At 71.5% G+C, this 18002-nt stretch carries 13 protein-coding genes; 9 read left to right on the forward strand and 4 right to left on the reverse strand.

Going from position 1 to position 18002, the window contains the following annotated elements; genetic code table 11:
* Positions 1 to 270: 270 nt before the first annotated feature.
* The 6 genes from ACWZEH_RS25855 (at position 271) to ACWZEH_RS25880 (ending at position 9029) form a co-directional block, all read left to right on the forward strand.
* Positions 271 to 1971 (forward strand): DUF4192 domain-containing protein, encoded by a 1701-nt coding sequence (locus ACWZEH_RS25855; protein WP_456193486.1) that lies wholly within the window; start codon positions 271 to 273, stop codon positions 1969 to 1971.
* 182 nt (positions 1972 to 2153) lie between these two features.
* Positions 2154 to 2912 (forward strand): NUDIX hydrolase, encoded by a 759-nt coding sequence (locus tag ACWZEH_RS25860; protein ID WP_456193487.1) that lies wholly within the window; start codon positions 2154 to 2156, stop codon positions 2910 to 2912.
* A gap of 141 nt (positions 2913 to 3053) precedes the next feature.
* Positions 3054 to 4943 (forward strand): ABC transporter ATP-binding protein, encoded by a 1890-nt coding sequence (locus ACWZEH_RS25865; RefSeq protein WP_456193488.1) that lies wholly within the window; start codon positions 3054 to 3056, stop codon positions 4941 to 4943.
* A 163-nt stretch (positions 4944 to 5106) separates the two neighbouring features.
* Positions 5107 to 5991 carry a FadR/GntR family transcriptional regulator gene (locus ACWZEH_RS25870; RefSeq protein WP_456193489.1) on the forward strand — a complete coding sequence of 295 codons (885 nt, stop codon included), beginning with the start codon at positions 5107 to 5109 and terminating at the stop codon, positions 5989 to 5991.
* Positions 5992 to 6420: 429 nt separating this feature from the next.
* Positions 6421 to 7950: an RNA polymerase sigma factor gene (locus ACWZEH_RS25875; protein WP_456193490.1), complete on the forward strand. Its 1530-nt coding sequence runs from the start codon at positions 6421 to 6423 to the stop codon at positions 7948 to 7950.
* Between the two features lie 206 nt (positions 7951 to 8156).
* The gene (locus tag ACWZEH_RS25880; RefSeq protein ID WP_456193491.1) at positions 8157 to 9029 is read left to right on the forward strand and encodes a S1 family peptidase; all 873 of its coding nucleotides are present in this window, start codon (positions 8157 to 8159) and stop codon (positions 9027 to 9029) included.
* Between the two features lie 232 nt (positions 9030 to 9261).
* Here the strand turns inward: ACWZEH_RS25880 and ACWZEH_RS25885 are convergent, their stop codons facing one another.
* A complete protein-coding gene (locus ACWZEH_RS25885) occupies positions 9262 to 9492 on the reverse strand; it encodes a DUF7455 domain-containing protein (protein ID WP_257848114.1) in 231 nt (76 codons plus the stop codon).
* A 443-nt stretch (positions 9493 to 9935) separates the two neighbouring features.
* On the opposite strand from ACWZEH_RS25885, the gene ACWZEH_RS25890 reads away from it, so the two are divergent.
* The 3 genes from ACWZEH_RS25890 (at position 9936) to ACWZEH_RS25900 (ending at position 14361) form a co-directional block, all read left to right on the forward strand.
* A complete protein-coding gene (locus ACWZEH_RS25890) occupies positions 9936 to 12059 on the forward strand; it encodes a DNA gyrase/topoisomerase IV subunit B (protein WP_456193492.1) in 2124 nt (707 codons plus the stop codon).
* 80 nt (positions 12060 to 12139) lie between these two features.
* Positions 12140 to 12772, forward strand: coding sequence for a DUF485 domain-containing protein (locus ACWZEH_RS25895; protein ID WP_456193493.1), 633 nt, complete (start codon positions 12140 to 12142; stop codon positions 12770 to 12772).
* Positions 12769 to 14361: a solute symporter family protein gene (locus tag ACWZEH_RS25900; protein WP_456193494.1), complete on the forward strand. Its 1593-nt coding sequence runs from the start codon at positions 12769 to 12771 to the stop codon at positions 14359 to 14361. Before ACWZEH_RS25895 ends, ACWZEH_RS25900 begins: the two co-directional genes overlap by 4 nt.
* 51 nt (positions 14362 to 14412) lie before the next feature.
* Here ACWZEH_RS25900 and ACWZEH_RS25905 read toward each other — a convergent pair whose 3' ends face one another.
* From ACWZEH_RS25905 to ACWZEH_RS25915, 3 genes are all read right to left on the reverse strand, one after another.
* Positions 14413 to 15093, reverse strand: a complete 681-nt coding sequence (locus ACWZEH_RS25905) for a response regulator (protein WP_456193495.1) — start codon at positions 15091 to 15093, stop codon at positions 14413 to 14415.
* Positions 15090 to 16799 carry an ATP-binding protein gene (locus tag ACWZEH_RS25910; RefSeq protein ID WP_456193496.1) on the reverse strand — a complete coding sequence of 570 codons (1710 nt, stop codon included), beginning with the start codon at positions 16797 to 16799 and terminating at the stop codon, positions 15090 to 15092. Before ACWZEH_RS25910 ends, ACWZEH_RS25905 begins: the two co-directional genes overlap by 4 nt.
* Before the next feature lie 141 nt (positions 16800 to 16940).
* Positions 16941 to 17879 (reverse strand): sucrase ferredoxin, encoded by a 939-nt coding sequence (locus ACWZEH_RS25915; protein WP_456193497.1) that lies wholly within the window; start codon positions 17877 to 17879, stop codon positions 16941 to 16943.
* Between the last annotated feature and the right edge of the window lie 123 nt (positions 17880 to 18002).

An 18002-nucleotide genomic window follows, 5' to 3' on the forward strand; every position in this document is an offset into this window, starting at 1 on the left:
CAATCCGGCCCGCGGGACTCTCGCGCGGCTGCCGGCCGAGGAGTTCGTCTTCGAGTTCGTCGTCGGTACCTTGCGCCCGCGGCGATCCGGAGAGTGCGGGGAAACTGTTCGGTCACCCCTCGCCTCTGTGGCGGAGACGCTCGCGTGATGGTGTGGCAATCGGACCACGGCGAGATGGGAAGTGCAGGTCACATGGGGTGCGTGACGTGTCCCTGAAGGAAGTTGTCCACAGGGCGAGCGGAATTTCCTGATCCGAGCGATCGTCCTCCCATGACGAACAGCGACGAAAAGAACGGATCACCCGAAAACGGTGGCATCACCGGTCGGGAGCGGGACGAGCACGCCGGCCCACCGGGACGCGACGACAACGACGAGGGCGCCGGGACCCCGGGGGCGGAGACCCACGAGAACGGGGGTACGCACGCAGGGCGCGCGCCGGACATCGCCTGTACCGCCTACGGCAGCCACGGCGGCGAACAGCAGGTCACGCTGCGCACCCCCGCCGAACTCGCCGACGCCCTGCCCTATCTGCTCGGCTACCACCCCGAGGACAGCATCGTCCTGGTCGCCCTGTACGACAAGGACGGGCGGGGCAGGTTCGGCGGCCGGGCCAGGCTCGGCATCCCCGCGAACCGGGACGACTGGCCCGCCGCCGCCCGTCAGCTGGCACAAGGGCTGGTCACGGGCAGCGAGCGCCGGGGTGCCAAGCCCGAGCAGATGGTCGTCTTCCTCTGTCAGGAACCGGGGGACCGCGAGCCCGGACAGCAGGTCAAGGAGCGGCTGGGTCCGCTCGCTCACGCGCTGCGCCTGGAGTGCGGTGCCCTCGACGTCCCCGTGGTGGAGGCCCTGTGCCTCTCGGGCGGCCGCTTCTGGTCGTACTGCTGTGACGACGAGGGGTGCTGTCCCGAGGCCGGGACGCCCATGGGGCTGCCGGGCACCTCGGTGCTGGCCGCCGCCGCGGCCTACGCCGGACTTCAGGTCCGGGGGACGCTGCGCGAACTGCGGGCGAGGTTCCTCCCGTGGGAGAACGCCGCCGCCCTCGAACAGGAAACCGCCCTGGACGCCGCCCACCGGACGCTGGTCCCCAAGATCCTCGACGCGGCGGGACGGAACGAGGTCGCCCGGCAGACGCTGGAACTGGCCGAGCGTGTCATGGACAGGCTGGCCTGCGCCCCGCCCGTGTCCGGCACGCTTCCGGCGGACCTGCGGGACGACGAAGCGCTCCGGCACGACGAGGCCGCCACGCTGATCCTCGGTCTGCAGGACCGCACGACCCGGGACCGGGCTGCGGAGTGGATGGAGGGCGAGGAGGCAGGTCCAGCCCTCCGCCTGTGGCGGGCGCTGGCCCGCCGCTGCGTCGGATCGTACGGTGAACACGCTGCGGCCCCCCTGACGCTCGCCGGCTGGGTCGCCTGGTCCATCGGCGACGAACTGGAGGCCAGGGAGGCGCTCGCCATGGCACTGGGCGCCGATCCCGACTACCTCTTCGCCCGCCTTCTGCACCAGGCCTGCAACGAGGGCCTCGACCCGGAATCGATCCGCCGCTGCCTGCGCTCGGAACACGAGGGCCACGGGCGGGCGGACGGCGACGGTCCGGCGCCCACCGGTGCGGACGGCGAGGGCCCGGGCGGTGAGGATCCAGGGGGCGGCAAGCCCGGTGCGGCGGGGGAGTCCACATCCTTTGGGCCTGCGGTCGCCCCGGGCCGGGGAGCGCGCTCGCGCCGCCGCGAGAGCGTCTCCGGTGCTGGTGCCGGAGGCAGTTCCCCGCGTCGGGGGAGGACGGAGGGCAGTCGCCCGAATGTACGGATTCCGTATCCCCGTACGGCGGTGGGTGGCGCGCGTCCGGACGGTGTACGTCCCGGCATCGAGGGGCCGGGTGCTGTACGCCGTCGCCCCGCACCCTCGCGGGGACGCATGCAGATCCGGAGCCAAGGCGGTGCCGGTGAGGAGTGGCCGGGCGAGGGGAGGTGACCGCCGGTTGGGCGAAGGGGGAGCGCCGGCGCGCGGGCGCTCCCCCGGATCCCGTCCCGCAGGTGAGTCGACCGTCGTCCGCCCTTGGCGGGAGCAGCACCGGACCGGACCGGAGCCGATCGGCCGTCGACGCCGTCGGTGAAGGGAGTGTTTATCGTCAGGCAGACGACTATGATCGCCGCATGTCCTACGACCCGTCAGCCTTTCCGCCCTTTGCCGTCACCGTGGACCTGGTCGTGCTGACTGTGCGCCGCCACGCGCTGTGCGCGCTGTCGGTACGCAGGGGGGAGCCGCCGTTCCAGGGACGCTGGGCGCTTCCCGGCGGATTCGTCCGGGCCGACGAGGACCTGGCGCAGGCGGCGGCACGTGAACTGGCGGAGGAAACCGGACTGTGCGTGCACGATCCCGCCGTCCCCGCCCAGGCCGGCGGCGCGCATCTGGAACAGCTCGCCACCTACGGCGATCCCGGGCGCGACCCCCGGATGCGGGTCGTCAGCGTCGCACACCTCGCCCTCGCCCCCGACCTGCCCGCACCCCGGGCGGGCGGCGACGCCAGCAACGCACGCTGGGCCCAGGTCGGGGAGCTGCTGCAACAGGCGGGCTACGGCAGGGACGGCGAGCCGGTGGCACCGCTCGCCTTCGACCACGCGCAGATCCTGGCGGACGGGGTGGAGCGGGCCCGCTCCAAGATCGAGTACTCGTCGCTGGCCACGGCCTTCTGCCCGCCCGAGTTCACCGTCGGCGAGCTGCGCCGTGTCTACGAAGCCGTGTGGGGTGTGGCCTTGGACCCGCGCAACTTCCACCGCAAGGTGACGGGCACACCGGGCTTCCTCGTGCCGACGGGTGGCACGACCACCCGGCAGGGCGGCCGTCCCGCCCAGCTCTTCCGGGCCGGCGGAGCCACCCTGCTCAATCCGCCGATGCTGCGCCCCGAGGTGTGACCGCACCGGACCGAGCGGCCTGGGCGGCGGGAACGGGCGGGGCACGGGGCGTGGACACGGGCCCCGTGCGGCTGGATTCCCCGTGGTCTGCAGGCCTTGCGGTGCCCGAAAAACCCGATATGGCGCGCTATCTTGCTTCGAGTGATCCAGGCCATCGGACTGACCAGCAATCCGCGCAAAGAGCTTCCGCCCGCTGTCGACGACGTGTCCTTCGACGCGCACGCGGGTCGCGTCACGATGCTGCTCGGGGCACCGGGCGCGGGCAAGACGACGGCTCTCAGACTCATGCTCGAACTCCAACCGGGCCGTGGCATCACCTACTTCAGGGGCCGCCCACTGCGCCGCATCGGCCATCCGGCCCGCGAAGTCGGCGTACTGCTGGGTGAGGTGACCGGTCATCCCGCACGCACCGTGCGCGGACACATCCGCATGCTGTGTGCCGCGGCGGGAGTTCCGGTGCGTCGCGGGGACGAAGTCCTGGAAGCCGTCGGGCTCGTGAGCCTGCGGGAGGAACGCCTCGGCGCCCTTTCGCGAGGCATGGACCGGCGCCTCGGGCTCGCCTGCGCACTCTTGGCGGACCCGCACACCCTGGTGCTCGACGAACCCGCGCGCGGACTGTCCGCCGGTGAGAGCCGTTGGCTGCACGGCATGCTCCGGGCCTATGCGGTCCAGGGAGGCACCGTTCTGAGCACAACGGCCGACCCCAAGGAGGCGGCGCGCACCGCGGACCGGGTGGTCACTCTCGATCAGGGCCGACTCGTGGCCGATCAGCCGGCCGCGGACTTCTCGCGCACCCGGCTGCGTCCCCGCGTCGCCGTCCGCACTCCGTACGCCGCCCGGCTCTCCGCGCTGCTCACCAAGGAGGCCCGGACCGCCCGGCGTTCCGTGGAGGTGGCCGAGGACGGCGGCAACCGCATCTCCGTCTACGGCAGTACCTGCGCGGACGTCGGCGAAATCGCCTTCCGGCACGGCATCGTCGTCCACCAACTCGCGGACGAGATCGGGGACATGGGGCCAGGTGCGGGTGCCTCGTCCCACGTCGGGAAGCCGGTCGCCCCGGACGCTGAAACGTCGTCCACCGCGTCGTCGTCCACCGCCACCGCTCCTGACGCCGGACCTCCCGGTGGCTCCGCCGACTCCGCGCCCGCCGACTTTCCACCCGTCGGCCCTCGGCCCTCCGGCCTCCGCGCCGGAGGCGAGGCCCCGGTGCTGGAGTCCGGGTCCACGGCGGGTCTGCCGCCTCCCATCTCCGTCCGCCCCGCTCCCCGTCCCCTCCGCCCGTTGCGCTACGAGATCCGCCGGGCCACCGGCGTCGGGACCGGGTTCCTCGTCGGGGCGGCCGTGCTCGTGGTGTCCGCGCTCACCGCCGTACTGCTGGCCCGGATCGGGCACACCCCGCAACCGCGCCTGCTGGCCGCGTGGCCGAGGGAGCTGCCCCTGCCGCCCGCTGCACTCGGGGCGGGGCTGCTCGGGGCGCTGGCCTTCGGCGACGAGTTCCGCCACCCCGCCCTGGCGGCGGACCGGGGCGGCGTGCCCCGGCGGCTGGGACTGCTGACCGCCAAACTCCTCGTCGCCTCGGCCTCCGCCCTCGTGCTGGCCGTCCTGACGATCGGGTGCGATGCCGAGCTGCTCTACCTCGTCTACGGGCGGGAGCTCGTCGAGGTCCCGCCGGACTGGCTGTCGCTCGGAGCGAGTTGGCTCGGACTCGTGATCGGGTGCGCGTGGGCGGGCGTGCTGGCCGCGGGGCTCTTCCGGTCCACCGCCGCCGGTCTCGCCGCGGTCCTCGCCGTACCCCTCCTCATCGTGCCCCTCACACACAGGCTGGTGGAGGGGCCGTCGGTACGGACCGAGGCCGGGGTGCCTTTGCGGATGCGTGAGGTGTCCCTGCTCCACTGGCCCTTCGGGGGCGAGCGGTATCTGGAGGGGGCGCTGCGGATGATCGCCCAACCGGTGGGCAGCGCACTGGCGTTGTCCCTCACGGTGCTGCTCTGCGCGTATCTGCTCGCCTTTTTGCGGAACAGGGTCCGATGACGACCGAGCGCGCCCCGATCCGTCCCCGCATGCCTGCAACTCCCCGGAGGGAGCCCGCTTCTTTCCGATAAGGCGTCAATTGCGACGGGGTGAGCGATCACCCTTTCGTGTGCTTTTCACCAAACTCCTCAAGGGAGTTGGGAGCCACGCCGACAAAAGATGCGTGAGTACCCTTGCGCACACCATGATGACCACCGCCCGCTCCGCAGACTCCGGCCTCACGGGTCCGGGCGAACTCGACCGCTACCCCTACGCCGACGCGCCCGTCGGTGGCCGTCTCGGGGCCCCTGTCTGGGACACCGATCCCGAGCTGGGCCGTGCGGGGCGCCGCAGCGCGGGCAGCCGAGGCCGCGGGCTGCACGGCCAACTCGTCCAGCAACTCGGTCAGATGATCGTTTCGGGGGATCTGGGCGCCGACCGCCCTCTGGTTCCCGAGGAGATCGGCCAGCGCTTCGAGGTCTCCCGCACCGTCGTCCGTGAGTCGCTCCGTGTCCTGGAGGCCAAGGGCCTGGTCAGTGCCCGGCCCAATGTCGGCACGCGGGTGCGCCCGGTCAGCGACTGGAACCTTCTCGACCAGGACATCATCGAGTGGCGGGCCTTCGGGCCGCAGCGCGACGACCAGCGCCGTGAGCTCAGCGAGCTGCGCTGGACGATCGAGCCGCTGGCCGCCCGGCTCGCCGCCGGGCACGGGCGCGAGGACGTCCAGCAGCGCCTGTCCGACATGGTGGAGATCATGGGCCACGCCATGGGGCAGGGGGACGCGCTGACCTTCGCCCGCGCGGACTCCGAGTTCCATTCGCTGCTGATCCAGGTCGCCGGCAACCGCATGCTGGAGCACCTCTCCGGGATCGTGTCCTCCGCGCTGCAGGTCTCGGGCGGACCGATCGCAGGCTGTGAGCGGCCGAACGAGGCGTCGCTCGGGCACCACGGTCGGATCGTCGACGCGCTCGCCGGCGGTGACGGCGCGGCGGCAGAGGCGGCCATGCGCCAGTTGCTGACGGTCCACCCCGAGGTCGAGCGAGTGGTGCCCGCCCCGCGCGAGCGCTGACCGCCTTCCGCGAGCGGCCCGGCCCGGCCTGCCACCCCCCTCCTGTGGCACCGTCCGGCCGGTGAACCGCCCGCTGTGGGACCCCGTGCGATCACCTTCGATCCCGCGGGGTCCTACAGTGATGGAGGGGCCGTAAGGTTCGGCATGGTGCCGCTGTCACCCCTGAGTGACCGTTTTTGTCCCGATCTGATCGATTTCGGACACTTATGGGGTGTGACTCGGGCCACGCGGATCGGGCGTAACGCTCCTGGAAAGAACGCGATGACCTAAGAGGTGGCAGTCGCGGAGGGAATACGGACGCCGTTCACGGCGCTGTTGCATCTCCCCGGCCCCCGCCCGCATCGTCGGCCCATCCCCAAGCCGGCGGTCGGCTCCTGTCCGTCGTGGACGGGGCCGGAAGCCGTTTTTCAACGTCCCGAGAGGTTGTTCGTGTCGGCCAGCACATCCCGTACGCTCCCGCCGGAGATCGCCGAATCCGTCTCTGTCATGGCGCTCATCGAGCGGGGAAAGGCTGAGGGGCAGATCGCCGGCGATGACGTGCGTCGGGCCTTCGAAGCTGACCAGATTCCGGCCACTCAGTGGAAGAACGTACTGCGCAGCCTCAACCAGATCCTCGAGGAAGAGGGTGTGACGCTGATGGTCAGTGCCGCGGAGCCCAAGCGCACCCGAAAGAGCGTCGCAGCGAAGAGTCCCGCCAAGCGCACGGCGACCAAGACGGTCGCGGCGAAGGCGACGACCACGCGGAAGGCCAGTGCCACCGCCACGTCGGCCGCGCCCGCCGCAGACGCCATCGCCGAGGAGGAGGCGCCCGCCAAGAAGGCGGCTGCCAAGAAGACCACCGCGAAGAAGGCGACCGCCAAGAAGACGGCGGTGAAGAAGACGGCCGCCAAGAAGACCGCGGCCAAGAAGGACGACGCCGAGGCGACCGACGAAGAGGCCGTCGAGGAGGTCAAGGCGACGGACGAGCCGGAGGGCACGGAGAACGCCGGCTTCGTCCTCTCCGACGAGGACGAGGACGACGCGCCCGCCCAGCAGGTCGCCGCCGCCGGTGCCACCGCCGACCCGGTCAAGGACTACCTCAAGCAGATCGGCAAGGTGCCCCTGCTCAACGCCGAGCAGGAGGTCGAGCTCGCCAAGCGGATCGAAGCCGGCCTGTTCGCCGAGGACAAGCTGGCCAACTCCGACAAGCTGGCGCCGAAGCTCAAGCGCGAGCTGGAGATCATCGCCGAGGACGGGCGCCGGGCCAAGAACCACCTCCTGGAGGCCAACCTCCGTCTGGTGGTCTCCCTGGCCAAGCGCTACACAGGCCGCGGCATGCTCTTCCTGGACCTCATCCAGGAGGGCAACCTCGGTCTGATCCGCGCGGTGGAGAAGTTCGACTACACCAAGGGCTACAAGTTCTCCACCTACGCCACCTGGTGGATCCGTCAGGCGATCACCCGCGCGATGGCCGACCAGGCCCGCACCATCCGCATCCCGGTGCACATGGTCGAGGTCATCAACAAGCTCGCGCGGGTGCAGCGCCAGATGCTCCAGGACCTGGGTCGCGAGCCCACTCCGGAGGAGCTGGCCAAGGAACTCGACATGACCCCGGAGAAGGTCATCGAGGTCCAGAAGTACGGTCGCGAGCCCATCTCCCTGCACACCCCGCTGGGCGAGGACGGTGACAGCGAGTTCGGTGACCTCATCGAGGACTCCGAGGCCGTCGTCCCGGCGGACGCGGTCAGCTTCACGCTTCTGCAGGAGCAGCTGCACTCCGTCCTGGACACCCTGTCCGAACGTGAGGCGGGCGTCGTCTCCATGCGCTTCGGTCTCACCGACGGTCAGCCGAAGACCCTCGACGAGATCGGCAAGGTGTACGGCGTCACGCGCGAGCGGATCCGCCAGATCGAGTCCAAGACCATGTCGAAGCTGCGCCACCCCTCGCGCTCCCAGGTCCTGCGCGACTACCTCGACTAGGACGGCGAGCACTACGGCGAGCACGACAGCCCCACAAGGCCGACCACAGGCCCGGTCCCGTTCGCGGGGCCGGGCCCGTGGTCTTTGGTCCTGGGTCCGTCCGGCGTGGTCCGCCGGACGGACCCGGGTGCTGATCCGCGGGTGCGGCGCGGGACGGGGTGTCTCACTCTGGGTGTCCAACCGATGCCCCAGTGTGAGGAGAGCGCATGTGTCGTCGCCTGGCCCGGACCCTGACCCGGCCCCTGGTCCTCGCCGCCGCCGCGACCGCGATACCCCTGGCAGCGGCCGCTCCGGCGGCTCCGGCGGTCGCGGACCGCATCGTCGTCGGCGGTTTCCCGGTCGACGTGGCCCAGAGCCCGTGGACCGTGGCACTGTCCAGCCGTGACCGGTTCGGGGGTACCCGGGCGGGACAGTTCTGCGGGGGTGTGGCCGTCGGCCGGACCACCGTGCTCACCGCGGCCCACTGCATGGACGAGGAGGTCCTGGGGGCGCGTCCGGACCGGGTGCCCGACCTCAGGGTGATCTCGGGCCGTACGGACCTGCTCTCGGAACAGGGTGAGGAGATAGCGGTACACGAGACCTGGGTGAACCCGGGCTACGACCCGGTCAGCAACTCCGGCGACTTCGCCGTGCTCACCCTGGCCGCACCGCTGCCCTCCGGCTCGGTGATCGGCATGGCCGGTGCGGGCGATCCCGGATACGGGGCCGACACCCCCGCGACCGTCTACGGCTGGGGGGACACCACGGGCTTCGGGACCTACGCCGGCAGCCTCCACGCGGCACGGGTGCGTGTGCTGCGCGACACCGTGTGCGAGGCCGCGTACCCGGGCGGAGCGGAGGGCGCGTACCGCGCCGGGACGATGCTGTGCGCCGGTGAGCAGGCCGGCGGACCGGACGCCTGTCAGGGGGACAGCGGCGGACCGCTGGTGGCCGAGGGGAGGCTGATCGGTCTGGTGTCCTGGGGCAGCGGATGCGGCTGGGCGGACTCTCCCGGGGTCTACACGCGTGTGTCCGAGGTCATGCGGACGCTCGACGGATCTCGGGACCGCCAGGCCGGAAAGGCGCCCGACGGCGCCTGAAGGTGCCTGACGAGCCCTGAGAGGGCCTCCCGGGTCTCCCCCGGCACCTCCGCGGCTTTCTAGGCCTGGAGCCCTCGTGGAAGCGGGAGCGCGCCGGGCAACGAGAACGGGAGCACGGGAACGGGCGCACGAGAAAAGGGCGGCTGTCTCCGCAGCGGAGGCAGCCGCCCCTCTCGCCGGCCTGTGCCGGGTTGGCTCGTCGTCGTACGCGAGGTGTCAGAGAGTCACCGTGTCAGCGCTCTTCCTCGATGGCAGGGGCCGACGGGGAGGTCAGCCGCTCGCTCTCGTCCTGTATCTCGGCGGCGATCTTCTTGAGTTCCGGCTCGAACTTGCGGCCGTGATGGGCGCAGAAGAGCAGTTCTCCGCCGCTCAGCAGGACGACGCGCAGGTATGCCTGGGCGCCGCAGCGGTCGCAGCGATCGGCGGCCGTCAGTGGGCTCGCGGGGGTCAGAACAGTAGTCACGTCGCCTCTTCTCTAGCTCGACGAGCTGTCGTACCAGGGTCAACATCCAACCAGCCCCAAAACGTTCCCGCTCGTGGCTTCTCTTCGAAAAAATCTTTCCGAAGTGGCTGAGTGCTGCCGGTTGGCGGCGAATGTGCCGTATCGCGTGTCTCTGTGTCGTACGGATTCGCGTGGTATCGGTGGTGGTCGGCCCTCCCGGCCGGGTTGCCGGTTGTTGTTGAGGACGTGCCCGGAGCCTAAATGGTTCATGCCTGGAAGGGAACGTGATGTGTGCTTCACTCCATCGAGGGATCGAACAGGTATACGACTCTCGACTAGTCTAGGTTTCAGACGAGGGTGGCGTGACAACGGCTCTACCAGGCCTCGGTACCCTCTCACCGGTGACAAGTGACGCGCCCTTACCCATGAGGGCCCCATCTGAAATTCAGCGAGGAGCGAACCGCGTGACCGCCGAGACGTCCGTGCCGTCCACAGCGTTGCTGGCAGGAGCAGACCGGGACGGGTCCAACTACACCGCGCGGCACCTGCTCGTCCTCGAGGGGCTCGAGGCCGTGCGGAAGCGCCCCGGGATGTACATCGGGTCCACCGACAGCCGCGGTCTGATGCACTGCCTCTGGGAGATCATCGACAACTCGGTGGACGAGGCCCTCGGGGGCCACTGCGACCACATCGATGTGATCCTCCACGACGACGGATCGGTGGAGGTCCGGGACAACGGCCGGGGCATCCCGGTCGACGTGGAGCCCAAGACCGGCCTCTCGGGTGTCGAGGTCGTCATGACCAAGCTGCACGCCGGCGGCAAGTTCGGCGGCGGTTCGTACGCCGCCTCCGGCGGCCTGCACGGCGTCGGCGCGTCCGTGGTCAACGCGCTCTCCGCGCGGCTGGACGTCGAGGTGGACCGCGGCGGGCACACCCACGCGATCAGCTTCCGCCGCGGTGTCCCCGGCGCCTTCGCCGCCCTGGGGTCGGACGCGAAGTTCGAGGCCGGGAGCGGGCTGCGCAGGACGAAGAAGATCCCGAAGACCCGCAGCGGCACGCGCGTGCGCTACTGGGCCGACCGCCAGATCTTCCTCAAGGACGCCAAGCTGGCCCTGGAGACCCTGCACCAGCGCGCCCGCCAGACCGCGTTCCTGGTGCCGGGCCTGACCATCGTCGTCCGCGACGAGCTCGGGCTCGGCGACGGCGGCAGCAAGGGCGAGGAGTCCTTCCGCTTCGACGGGGGCATCAGCGAGTTCTGCGAGTTCCTGGCCACGGACAAGGCCGTCTGCGACACCCTCCGCTTCACCGGGCAGGGCACCTTCAAGGAGACGGTCCCGGTCCTGGACGAGCACGGCCAGATGACCCCCACCGAGGTGACCCGGGAGCTCGGCGTCGACGTCGCGATGCGCTGGGGGACCGGCTACGACACGACCCTCCGGTCGTTCGTCAACATCATCGCCACCCCCAAGGGGGGGACCCATGTCGCCGGCTTCGAGCAGGCCGTCGCCAAGACGGTGAACGAGGTGCTGCGCACGAAGAAGATGCTGCGCGTGGCCGAGGACGACGTCGTCAAGGACGACACCTTGGAGGGCCTCACGGCGGTCGTCACCGTCCGCCTGGCCGAGCCGCAGTTCGAGGGGCAGACCAAGGAGGTCCTCGGTACCTCGGCGGCCCGCCGCATCGTGAACACCGTGATCTCCCGGGAGCTCAAGGCCTTCCTGACCTCCACCAGGCGCGACGACGCCCAGCAGGCCCGTGTGGTCCTGGAGAAGGCGGTCGCCGCGGCCCGTACACGCATCGCCGCCCGTCAGCACAAGGATGCCCAGCGCCGCAAGACGGCCCTGGAGTCCTCCACGCTGCCGGCCAAGCTGGCCGACTGCCGAAGCGACGACGTCGAGCGCAGCGAGCTGTTCATCGTCGAGGGGGACTCCGCCCTCGGCACGGCGAAGCTCGCCCGGAACTCCGAGTTCCAGGCGCTGCTGCCGATCCGGGGCAAGATCCTCAACGTTCAGAAGTCGTCCGTGACGGACATGCTGAAGAACGCGGAGTGCGGGGCGATCATCCAGGTCATAGGAGCCGGATCCGGACGGACGTTCGATATCGACACGGCGCGCTACGGCAAGATCATCATGATGACCGACGCCGATGTGGACGGTTCCCACATCCGCACCCTGCTCCTGACGCTGTTCCACCGTTACATGCGGCCCATGGTCGAGTCCGGCCGGGTGTTCGCCGCGGTGCCGCCGCTGCACCGCGTCGAGCTCGTCCAGCCCAAGAGGGGCCAGGACAGGTACGTGTACACGTACTCGGACCGTGAGCTGCGCGACAAGCTGATGGACTTCGAGGCCAGGAACATCCGCTACAAGGAATCGATCCAGCGCTACAAGGGACTCGGTGAGATGGACGCCGACCAGCTGGCCGAGACGACCATGGACCCGCGCCACCGCACCCTGCGCCGGATCAACCTCACCGACCTGGAGGCCGCCGAGCAGGTCTTCGATCTGCTCATGGGCAACGACGTCGCCCCGCGCAAGGAGTTCATCTCCAGCTCGGCGGCGACACTGGACCGGTCGCGCATCGACGCGTAGGGGGGCCGGCGGTCACCTGATGGGGTGAAGCAGAAGGGGAAGAGGAGCCGGGGGTCTTCCCGTTCTGTCCATCCTTGGGCATGCGCCGAAGAGATGACCGCCCCCACTCGGGCGGAGGCGGTCCCGAGGGTCCCGCCGGATGTGCCGAAAGACGCTCCGTACCTCCCGGGGGACGCTCCGCCGGCCGGTCCGAAGGCAGTCATGTCCCGCTCCACGGCGGGCCGTCCGGCGGCGTGGGTTACGACGACCCCTGGTACGACGCCCTCGCCTCGGGCTGGGGCGAGGGAGCCGGCACCGGAGCACCCACGGCGGTCCAGGCGCTGCCCGCGTCGGCGCGGGCAGCGGTCGTGCCGGACGCGCGCGGGCGGGAAGGCGCCGTGGCGGCGGCCGACGCGTACCTCCAGGTCCAGCGCAGCGCCGCGTTCCAGGAAGTACGCAGCCGCTACCGGAGGTTCGTGGTCCCGGCCGCCATCGCCTTCTGCGCCTGGTACGTGGCGTACGTCGTGACCGCCACCACCGCGCCGGACCTGATGGCACGACCGGTGGCCGGCGCCGTGAACGTGGGGATGCTCGCCGGGCTGGGCCAGTTCCTGACCACGTTCCTGCTCACCTGGGCCTACGCGCGGCACGCGCGGCTGCGCAGGGACCGGGCCGCGCTGGAACTGCGCTGGGACACGCAGGAGTTGACGCGCGGCCGAGGCGGTTCCTCGTGACGGGCGATCACCAGGTCCTGGCGCTGCTGCTGTTCAGCGCGTTCGTCGCGGTCACCCTGGGGATCACCACCTGGGCGAGCCGCAGGAGGCAGGGATCGGCCGAGGAGTTCTACGCCGGCGGACGGCTCTTCTCACCGATGGAGAATGGTTTTGCCATCGCCGGCGACTACATGTCCGCCGCTTCCTTCCTCGGCATCTCCGGGCTGATCGCCCTCTTCGGCTACGACGGGATGCTGTACTCGGTGGGCTTCCTGGTGGCCTGGCTCGTGGTGCTGCTCCTGGTCGCGGAACTGGTGCGCAACTGCGGCCGGTTCACCCTCGCCGACGTGGTGGCGGTCCGGATGAGGGAACGGCCCGTGCGCATCGCCGCGGGAACGTCGTCGGTCACCGTGTCCGTTCTGTACCTGGTGGCGCAGATGGTGGGCGCGGGCAGCCTGGTCGCGCTGCTGCTCGGCGGCCGGAGCGAGGCGGCGCAGGCCTGGACCGTCGTCGGCGTCGGGGCGCTCATGGTGATCTACGTGTCGATGGGAGGGATGCGGGCCACCACCTGGATCCAGATCGTCAAGGCGGTCCTGCTGCTCGGCGGCACCATCGCGCTGACCTTCCTCGTCCTGCTGCGGTTCCACGGCGACTTCAACCGGCTGCTGCTCACGGCGGCCGAGCGCAGCGGTCACGGGGAGGCGTTCCTGGCCCCCGGGCTCGCCTACGGCGGGGACTGGACCTCCCGGTTCGACTTCATGAGTCTGGGACTCGCGCTGGTGCTGGGCACGGCCGGGCTGCCGCACATCCTGTCCCGCTTCTACACCGTTCCGACCGCGCGGGCGGCCCGACGCTCGGTCATCTGGTCGATCGGGCTGATCGGCGGGTTCTACCTGATGACGATCGTGCTCGGTTTCGGTGCCGCGGCCATCGTCGGACCGGATGCCGTACGCGGGTCCAACGCGGCGGGGAACACGGCGGTTCCGCTGCTGGCGCTCGACCTCGGCGGCGGCGCCGGCTCCACCGGCGGGACGGTGCTGTTCGCGATCGTCGCCGCGATAGCCTTCGCCACGATCCTCGCCGTCGTCGCCGGGATCACGCTCGCCTCGTCGGCGTCCGTCGCCCACGACCTGTACGCGTCCCTGCGGCGCCGCGACAGGGAACCGCGCAGCGAGGTGACCGTGGCCCGGGTGGCCGCGCTCGGCATCGGCGTGCTGGCGATCGCGCTCGGCCTGCTGGCCCGAGATCTCAACGTCGCCTTCCTCGTCGGGCTGGCCTTCGCCGTGGCCGCCTCCGCCAACCTGCCCGTGCTGCTCTACTCCCTGTTCTGGCGCGGATTCACCACCAGGGGCGCCGTGTGGGCCGTCTACGGCGGGCTGATCCCGGCGACGGTACTGGTCCTGGTGTCCCCGGTGGTCTCCGGCAGTCCGGAATCCCTTTTTCCCGGCGTCGACTTCCACCTCTTCCCGCTCCAGAACCCCGGCCTGGTCTCCATCCCGCTCGGCTTCCTCTCCGGTTGGCTCGGCACGGTGACCTCGGCCGAGACCCCGGACGAGGCCAAGCACGCGGAGGCCGAGGTGCGGTCGCTGACGGGCGCGGGGGCGGTGTGACGCGAGCACGTGTGGCGTGGACCCGCGTGGTGCCGGGCCGTGCGACGACGCTCAGGTACGGGTCACCCACACGTAACGGTGTTCCGGGCGGCCCGCGTCGCCGTACTTGAGGGTCAGCACGGCCCGGCCGGTCCGCTCCAGAAGCTTGAGATAGCGCTGGGCGGTCTGACGGCTCACCCCCGTGCGTTCGGCGATCTCCTGGGCCGACAGCGCGCCGTCGGCACTGATCAGGCACTGGCGCACCAGTTCCGCGGTGGTGGGGGAGTGCCCCTTGGGCAGGCTGGGTTCCGCCGACGCCGACAGGGCGCCGAAGATACGGTCCACCTCGGCCTGCTCCGCCTCGCCGCCGCCGTCCAGAGTGCGGCGCAGCCCGGCGTACGCCTCCAGCTTGGCGCGCAGGCCCGCGAAGGCGAACGGCTTGACCAGGTACTGCAGCGCGCCCTGCCGCATGGCAGCCTGCACGGTGGACACGTCGCGCGCCGCCGTCACCATGATCACGTCGGTCTGGTGTCCGTGCCGACGCATCTCCTGGACGACCGCGAGCCCCGTCCGGTCGGGCAGGTAGTGGTCCAGGAGCACCAGATCCAGCTTGGGCAGCGTCTCCAGCAGGCCGAGCGCCTCGGCCGCGCTGTGTGCCTCGCCGGCGACGTGGAAGCCGGGCACCTTCTCGACGTAGGCGGCGTTGACGCGCGCGACCCGGACGTCGTCGTCCACGACCAGGACCTCGATCATGACGGCTCCTCCTCGGTGATCTGCGGAACGGACGCGGAGACCCTCGCGGGGCCGGTCGCAGGGCCGAAGGCCCCGGTGAGGGCGGGCTGCGGGCCCGGCCCGGTCAGCGCCTCGGGCAGGACGACGGTGAACTCCGCACCCCCGCCCCGCGCCTCGCCCACGGTCGCGGTGCCGCCCTGGCGTTCGGCGAGTCTGCGGACGAGGGAGAGCCCGATGCCCCGCTCGCGGTGGTCCGGCGGCCTCTTGGTGGACCAGCCCTCGGTGAAGACCGACTCCCGGTGCTCCGGAGGAATTCCAGGTCCGGTGTCGCGTACGCCGAGCACCGCCGTCCGTCCCTCGGCGCGCAGCTCGACCTCCACACGCGCGTGCGGTGAGCCCGCGACGGCGTCGAGCGCGTTGTCCACCAGGTTCCCGACGACCGTGACGAGCCCTCCGGGGTCGATCAGCCGGTCCGGCAGCAGCGTCCGGTCCGAGATCCGCAGGGCGACACCCCGCTCGGCCGCGACCGTGGCCTTGCCCACCAGCAGGGCGGCGAGCAGCGGGTCCCGGATCTTCTCGGTGACCTGCTCCGCCGTGGCCCGGTGATCGCCGACCACCTCGCCGACGAACTCCACGGCGTCGTCGTACATCTCGAGCTCCAGCAGCCCGAGAAGAGTGTGCATGCGGTTGGCGTGCTCGTGGTCCTGGGCGCGCAGCGCGTCGATCAGCCCGCGCGTGGAGTCCAGTTCCCGGCCCAGCCGGTCCACCTCCGTACGGTCGCGGAGGGTGGCCACGGCTCCGCCGTCGCCGGTCGGCATGCGGTTGGCGAGCAGGACACGCTGCCCGCGGACGGTGAGCAGGTCGGTGCCGGTCACCCGGCCGGCCAGCACGTCGGCCGTCCGGCCCGCGCCGAGCGCCTCGTCGGGGGAGCGGCCCACAGCCTCGTCACCGAGGTCCAGAAGACGCCTGGCCTCGTCGTTCAGGAGGCGGACGCGGCCGCTGCGGTCGAGGGCGACGACGCCCTCCCGGATGCCGTGCAGCATGGCCTCGCGCTCCGCGAGCAGCGCCGCGATGTCGGAGAAGGCGAGGTCCCGGGTCTGCCGCTGCACCCGCCGGGAGATCAGCCAGGCCGCGAGCGCGCCCACGGCCAGCGCCCCGCCCGCGTACGCGAAGAGCCCCGGGATCGCGTGGATCAGCCGGGCCCGGACACTGTCGTAGGCGATACCGACCGAGACCGCACCGATGATCCCGCCGTCGGCGTCGCGCAGCGGGACCTTGCCGCGTGCGGAGCGTCCCAGGGTGCCGTCGTCGATCTCCATGACCTCGTGCCCCGCCAGGGCCTCGCCGGGATCGGTCGAGACCGGGTCGCCGATTCTGCGGGGGTCGGTGTGCGACCAGCGCACGCCACGCCGGTCCAACACCACCACGTACTCGGCGCCGGTGGCCTTCCGGATCCGTTCCGCTTCCCGCTGTACCGGCCCGTCCGGTGCCGGGGACGTGCCGCGCAGGTCGCGTGCCACCTGTGGCTGCTGGGCGGTGGTCTGGGCGATGGCGAGCGCGCGGCGCATCGCCTGGTCGTCCAGCTGCTCGCCGAGCGGGGCGAGGAACAGCCCGGTCGCGAGCACCGCGACTCCCGCGGCGATCGCCAGCTGCATCAGCAGGACCTGCGAGAAGACCCGCCGAGGCAGACCGAGGCGCAGGCGGCGGACGAAGGGAGTGGTGCGCATACCCATGACGGTACGTGGACGGCCGCCGGGGGCCGCGGGCATGTGGCGCGGATCGCCCCGCACGCACGGGGAGGAGCCCGTGCGCGCCCGCACGCGCGAGGAGGTGCCGGTCGGTCTCCGCGAGGGACCGCGCACGGCGGGTCAGCTCGCGAGCGTCGCCAGGGTCACCTCGCGGACCGCCACCACGTCCATCCGCGCGGGCGAGCCCAGTGCGGAACCGCAGCTCTCCGCGCGGGGCGGCAGGGCCGATCCCTGTGCCACCTCCACCCGCCAGCGGCGCCCGTCGGCGTGCGCGACGAGCACCTCCCAGTGCGGGGCCGCGCCGTCCGTCCGTACGACGGCCAGGGTCCCGGCGGCGTACTCGCCCACCTCGGTACGTACGGCCAGCTCGGCCGCCTGGCCGGGGCGCTCCCAGGCGGAGCTCCCGCGGCACCCCTCCACCACGATCCGGCCCTCCTGCGCGCTGTGCAGCACCTCCTTGACGGCATGCGCCTCGGCCCTGCCGTACGCGTAGCCGTGGGGCAGCACGAGCACCGTGGGCGAGAAACGGTGTCCGCCCAGGTGGGTGACCTCCCAGACGCCCTCGACGCCGGAGGCGGCGAGCTCGGCAGCGAGGGGGCGGCCGAGGAGTGCGCAGCAGCGGTCGCGCCTGCCGTTGGTGCAGACGAGGGCGAGCGGGGTCCCCTCGTGCGGCCGCCCGCCGAGCGCCGTGGCGAAGGTGCCGCTGTGCCCCCTGCCGAGGGCGGCGAAGTCGAGGTCGAGCAGGCGCTCCGGGGCCGTGGTCGTGGCAGTGTGCAGCCAGGTGCTGCCGGGCACGGTGTGGGCCACGTACACCTGGCGGGTGGTGGGCGTCCTGTGGTCCGCGTGCCGTCCGGAGCGCCTGATCAGGGCGATACGCACCCCGGTGCCCGACGCGGCTGCCTCCAGGGCGCGGCCCAGGGCCGGGTCGAGGTGGCTCGAGGTGAGCGCCTTGGGGCCCCACGGCCCGGACTGTTCCAGCAGGAGCCAGGTCCTCGCGGTGGCCGCGGTTCCCGCGACGGGCTCGTCGAGCTCGCGGGAGGCGGTTGAGCACGTACTCACAGAGGTGAGCCTAACCTGAGTTGCCCCGAGGCGGCTTTCCGGCGCACGGGCCGTCCCGTTCCCGCAACGGCCGAGGAGGCCTCCCTCGACTTCCCGCGGGACGGAAAACGAGACGGATCGGAC

Source organism: Streptomyces yamdrokensis, from assembly GCF_053890455.1.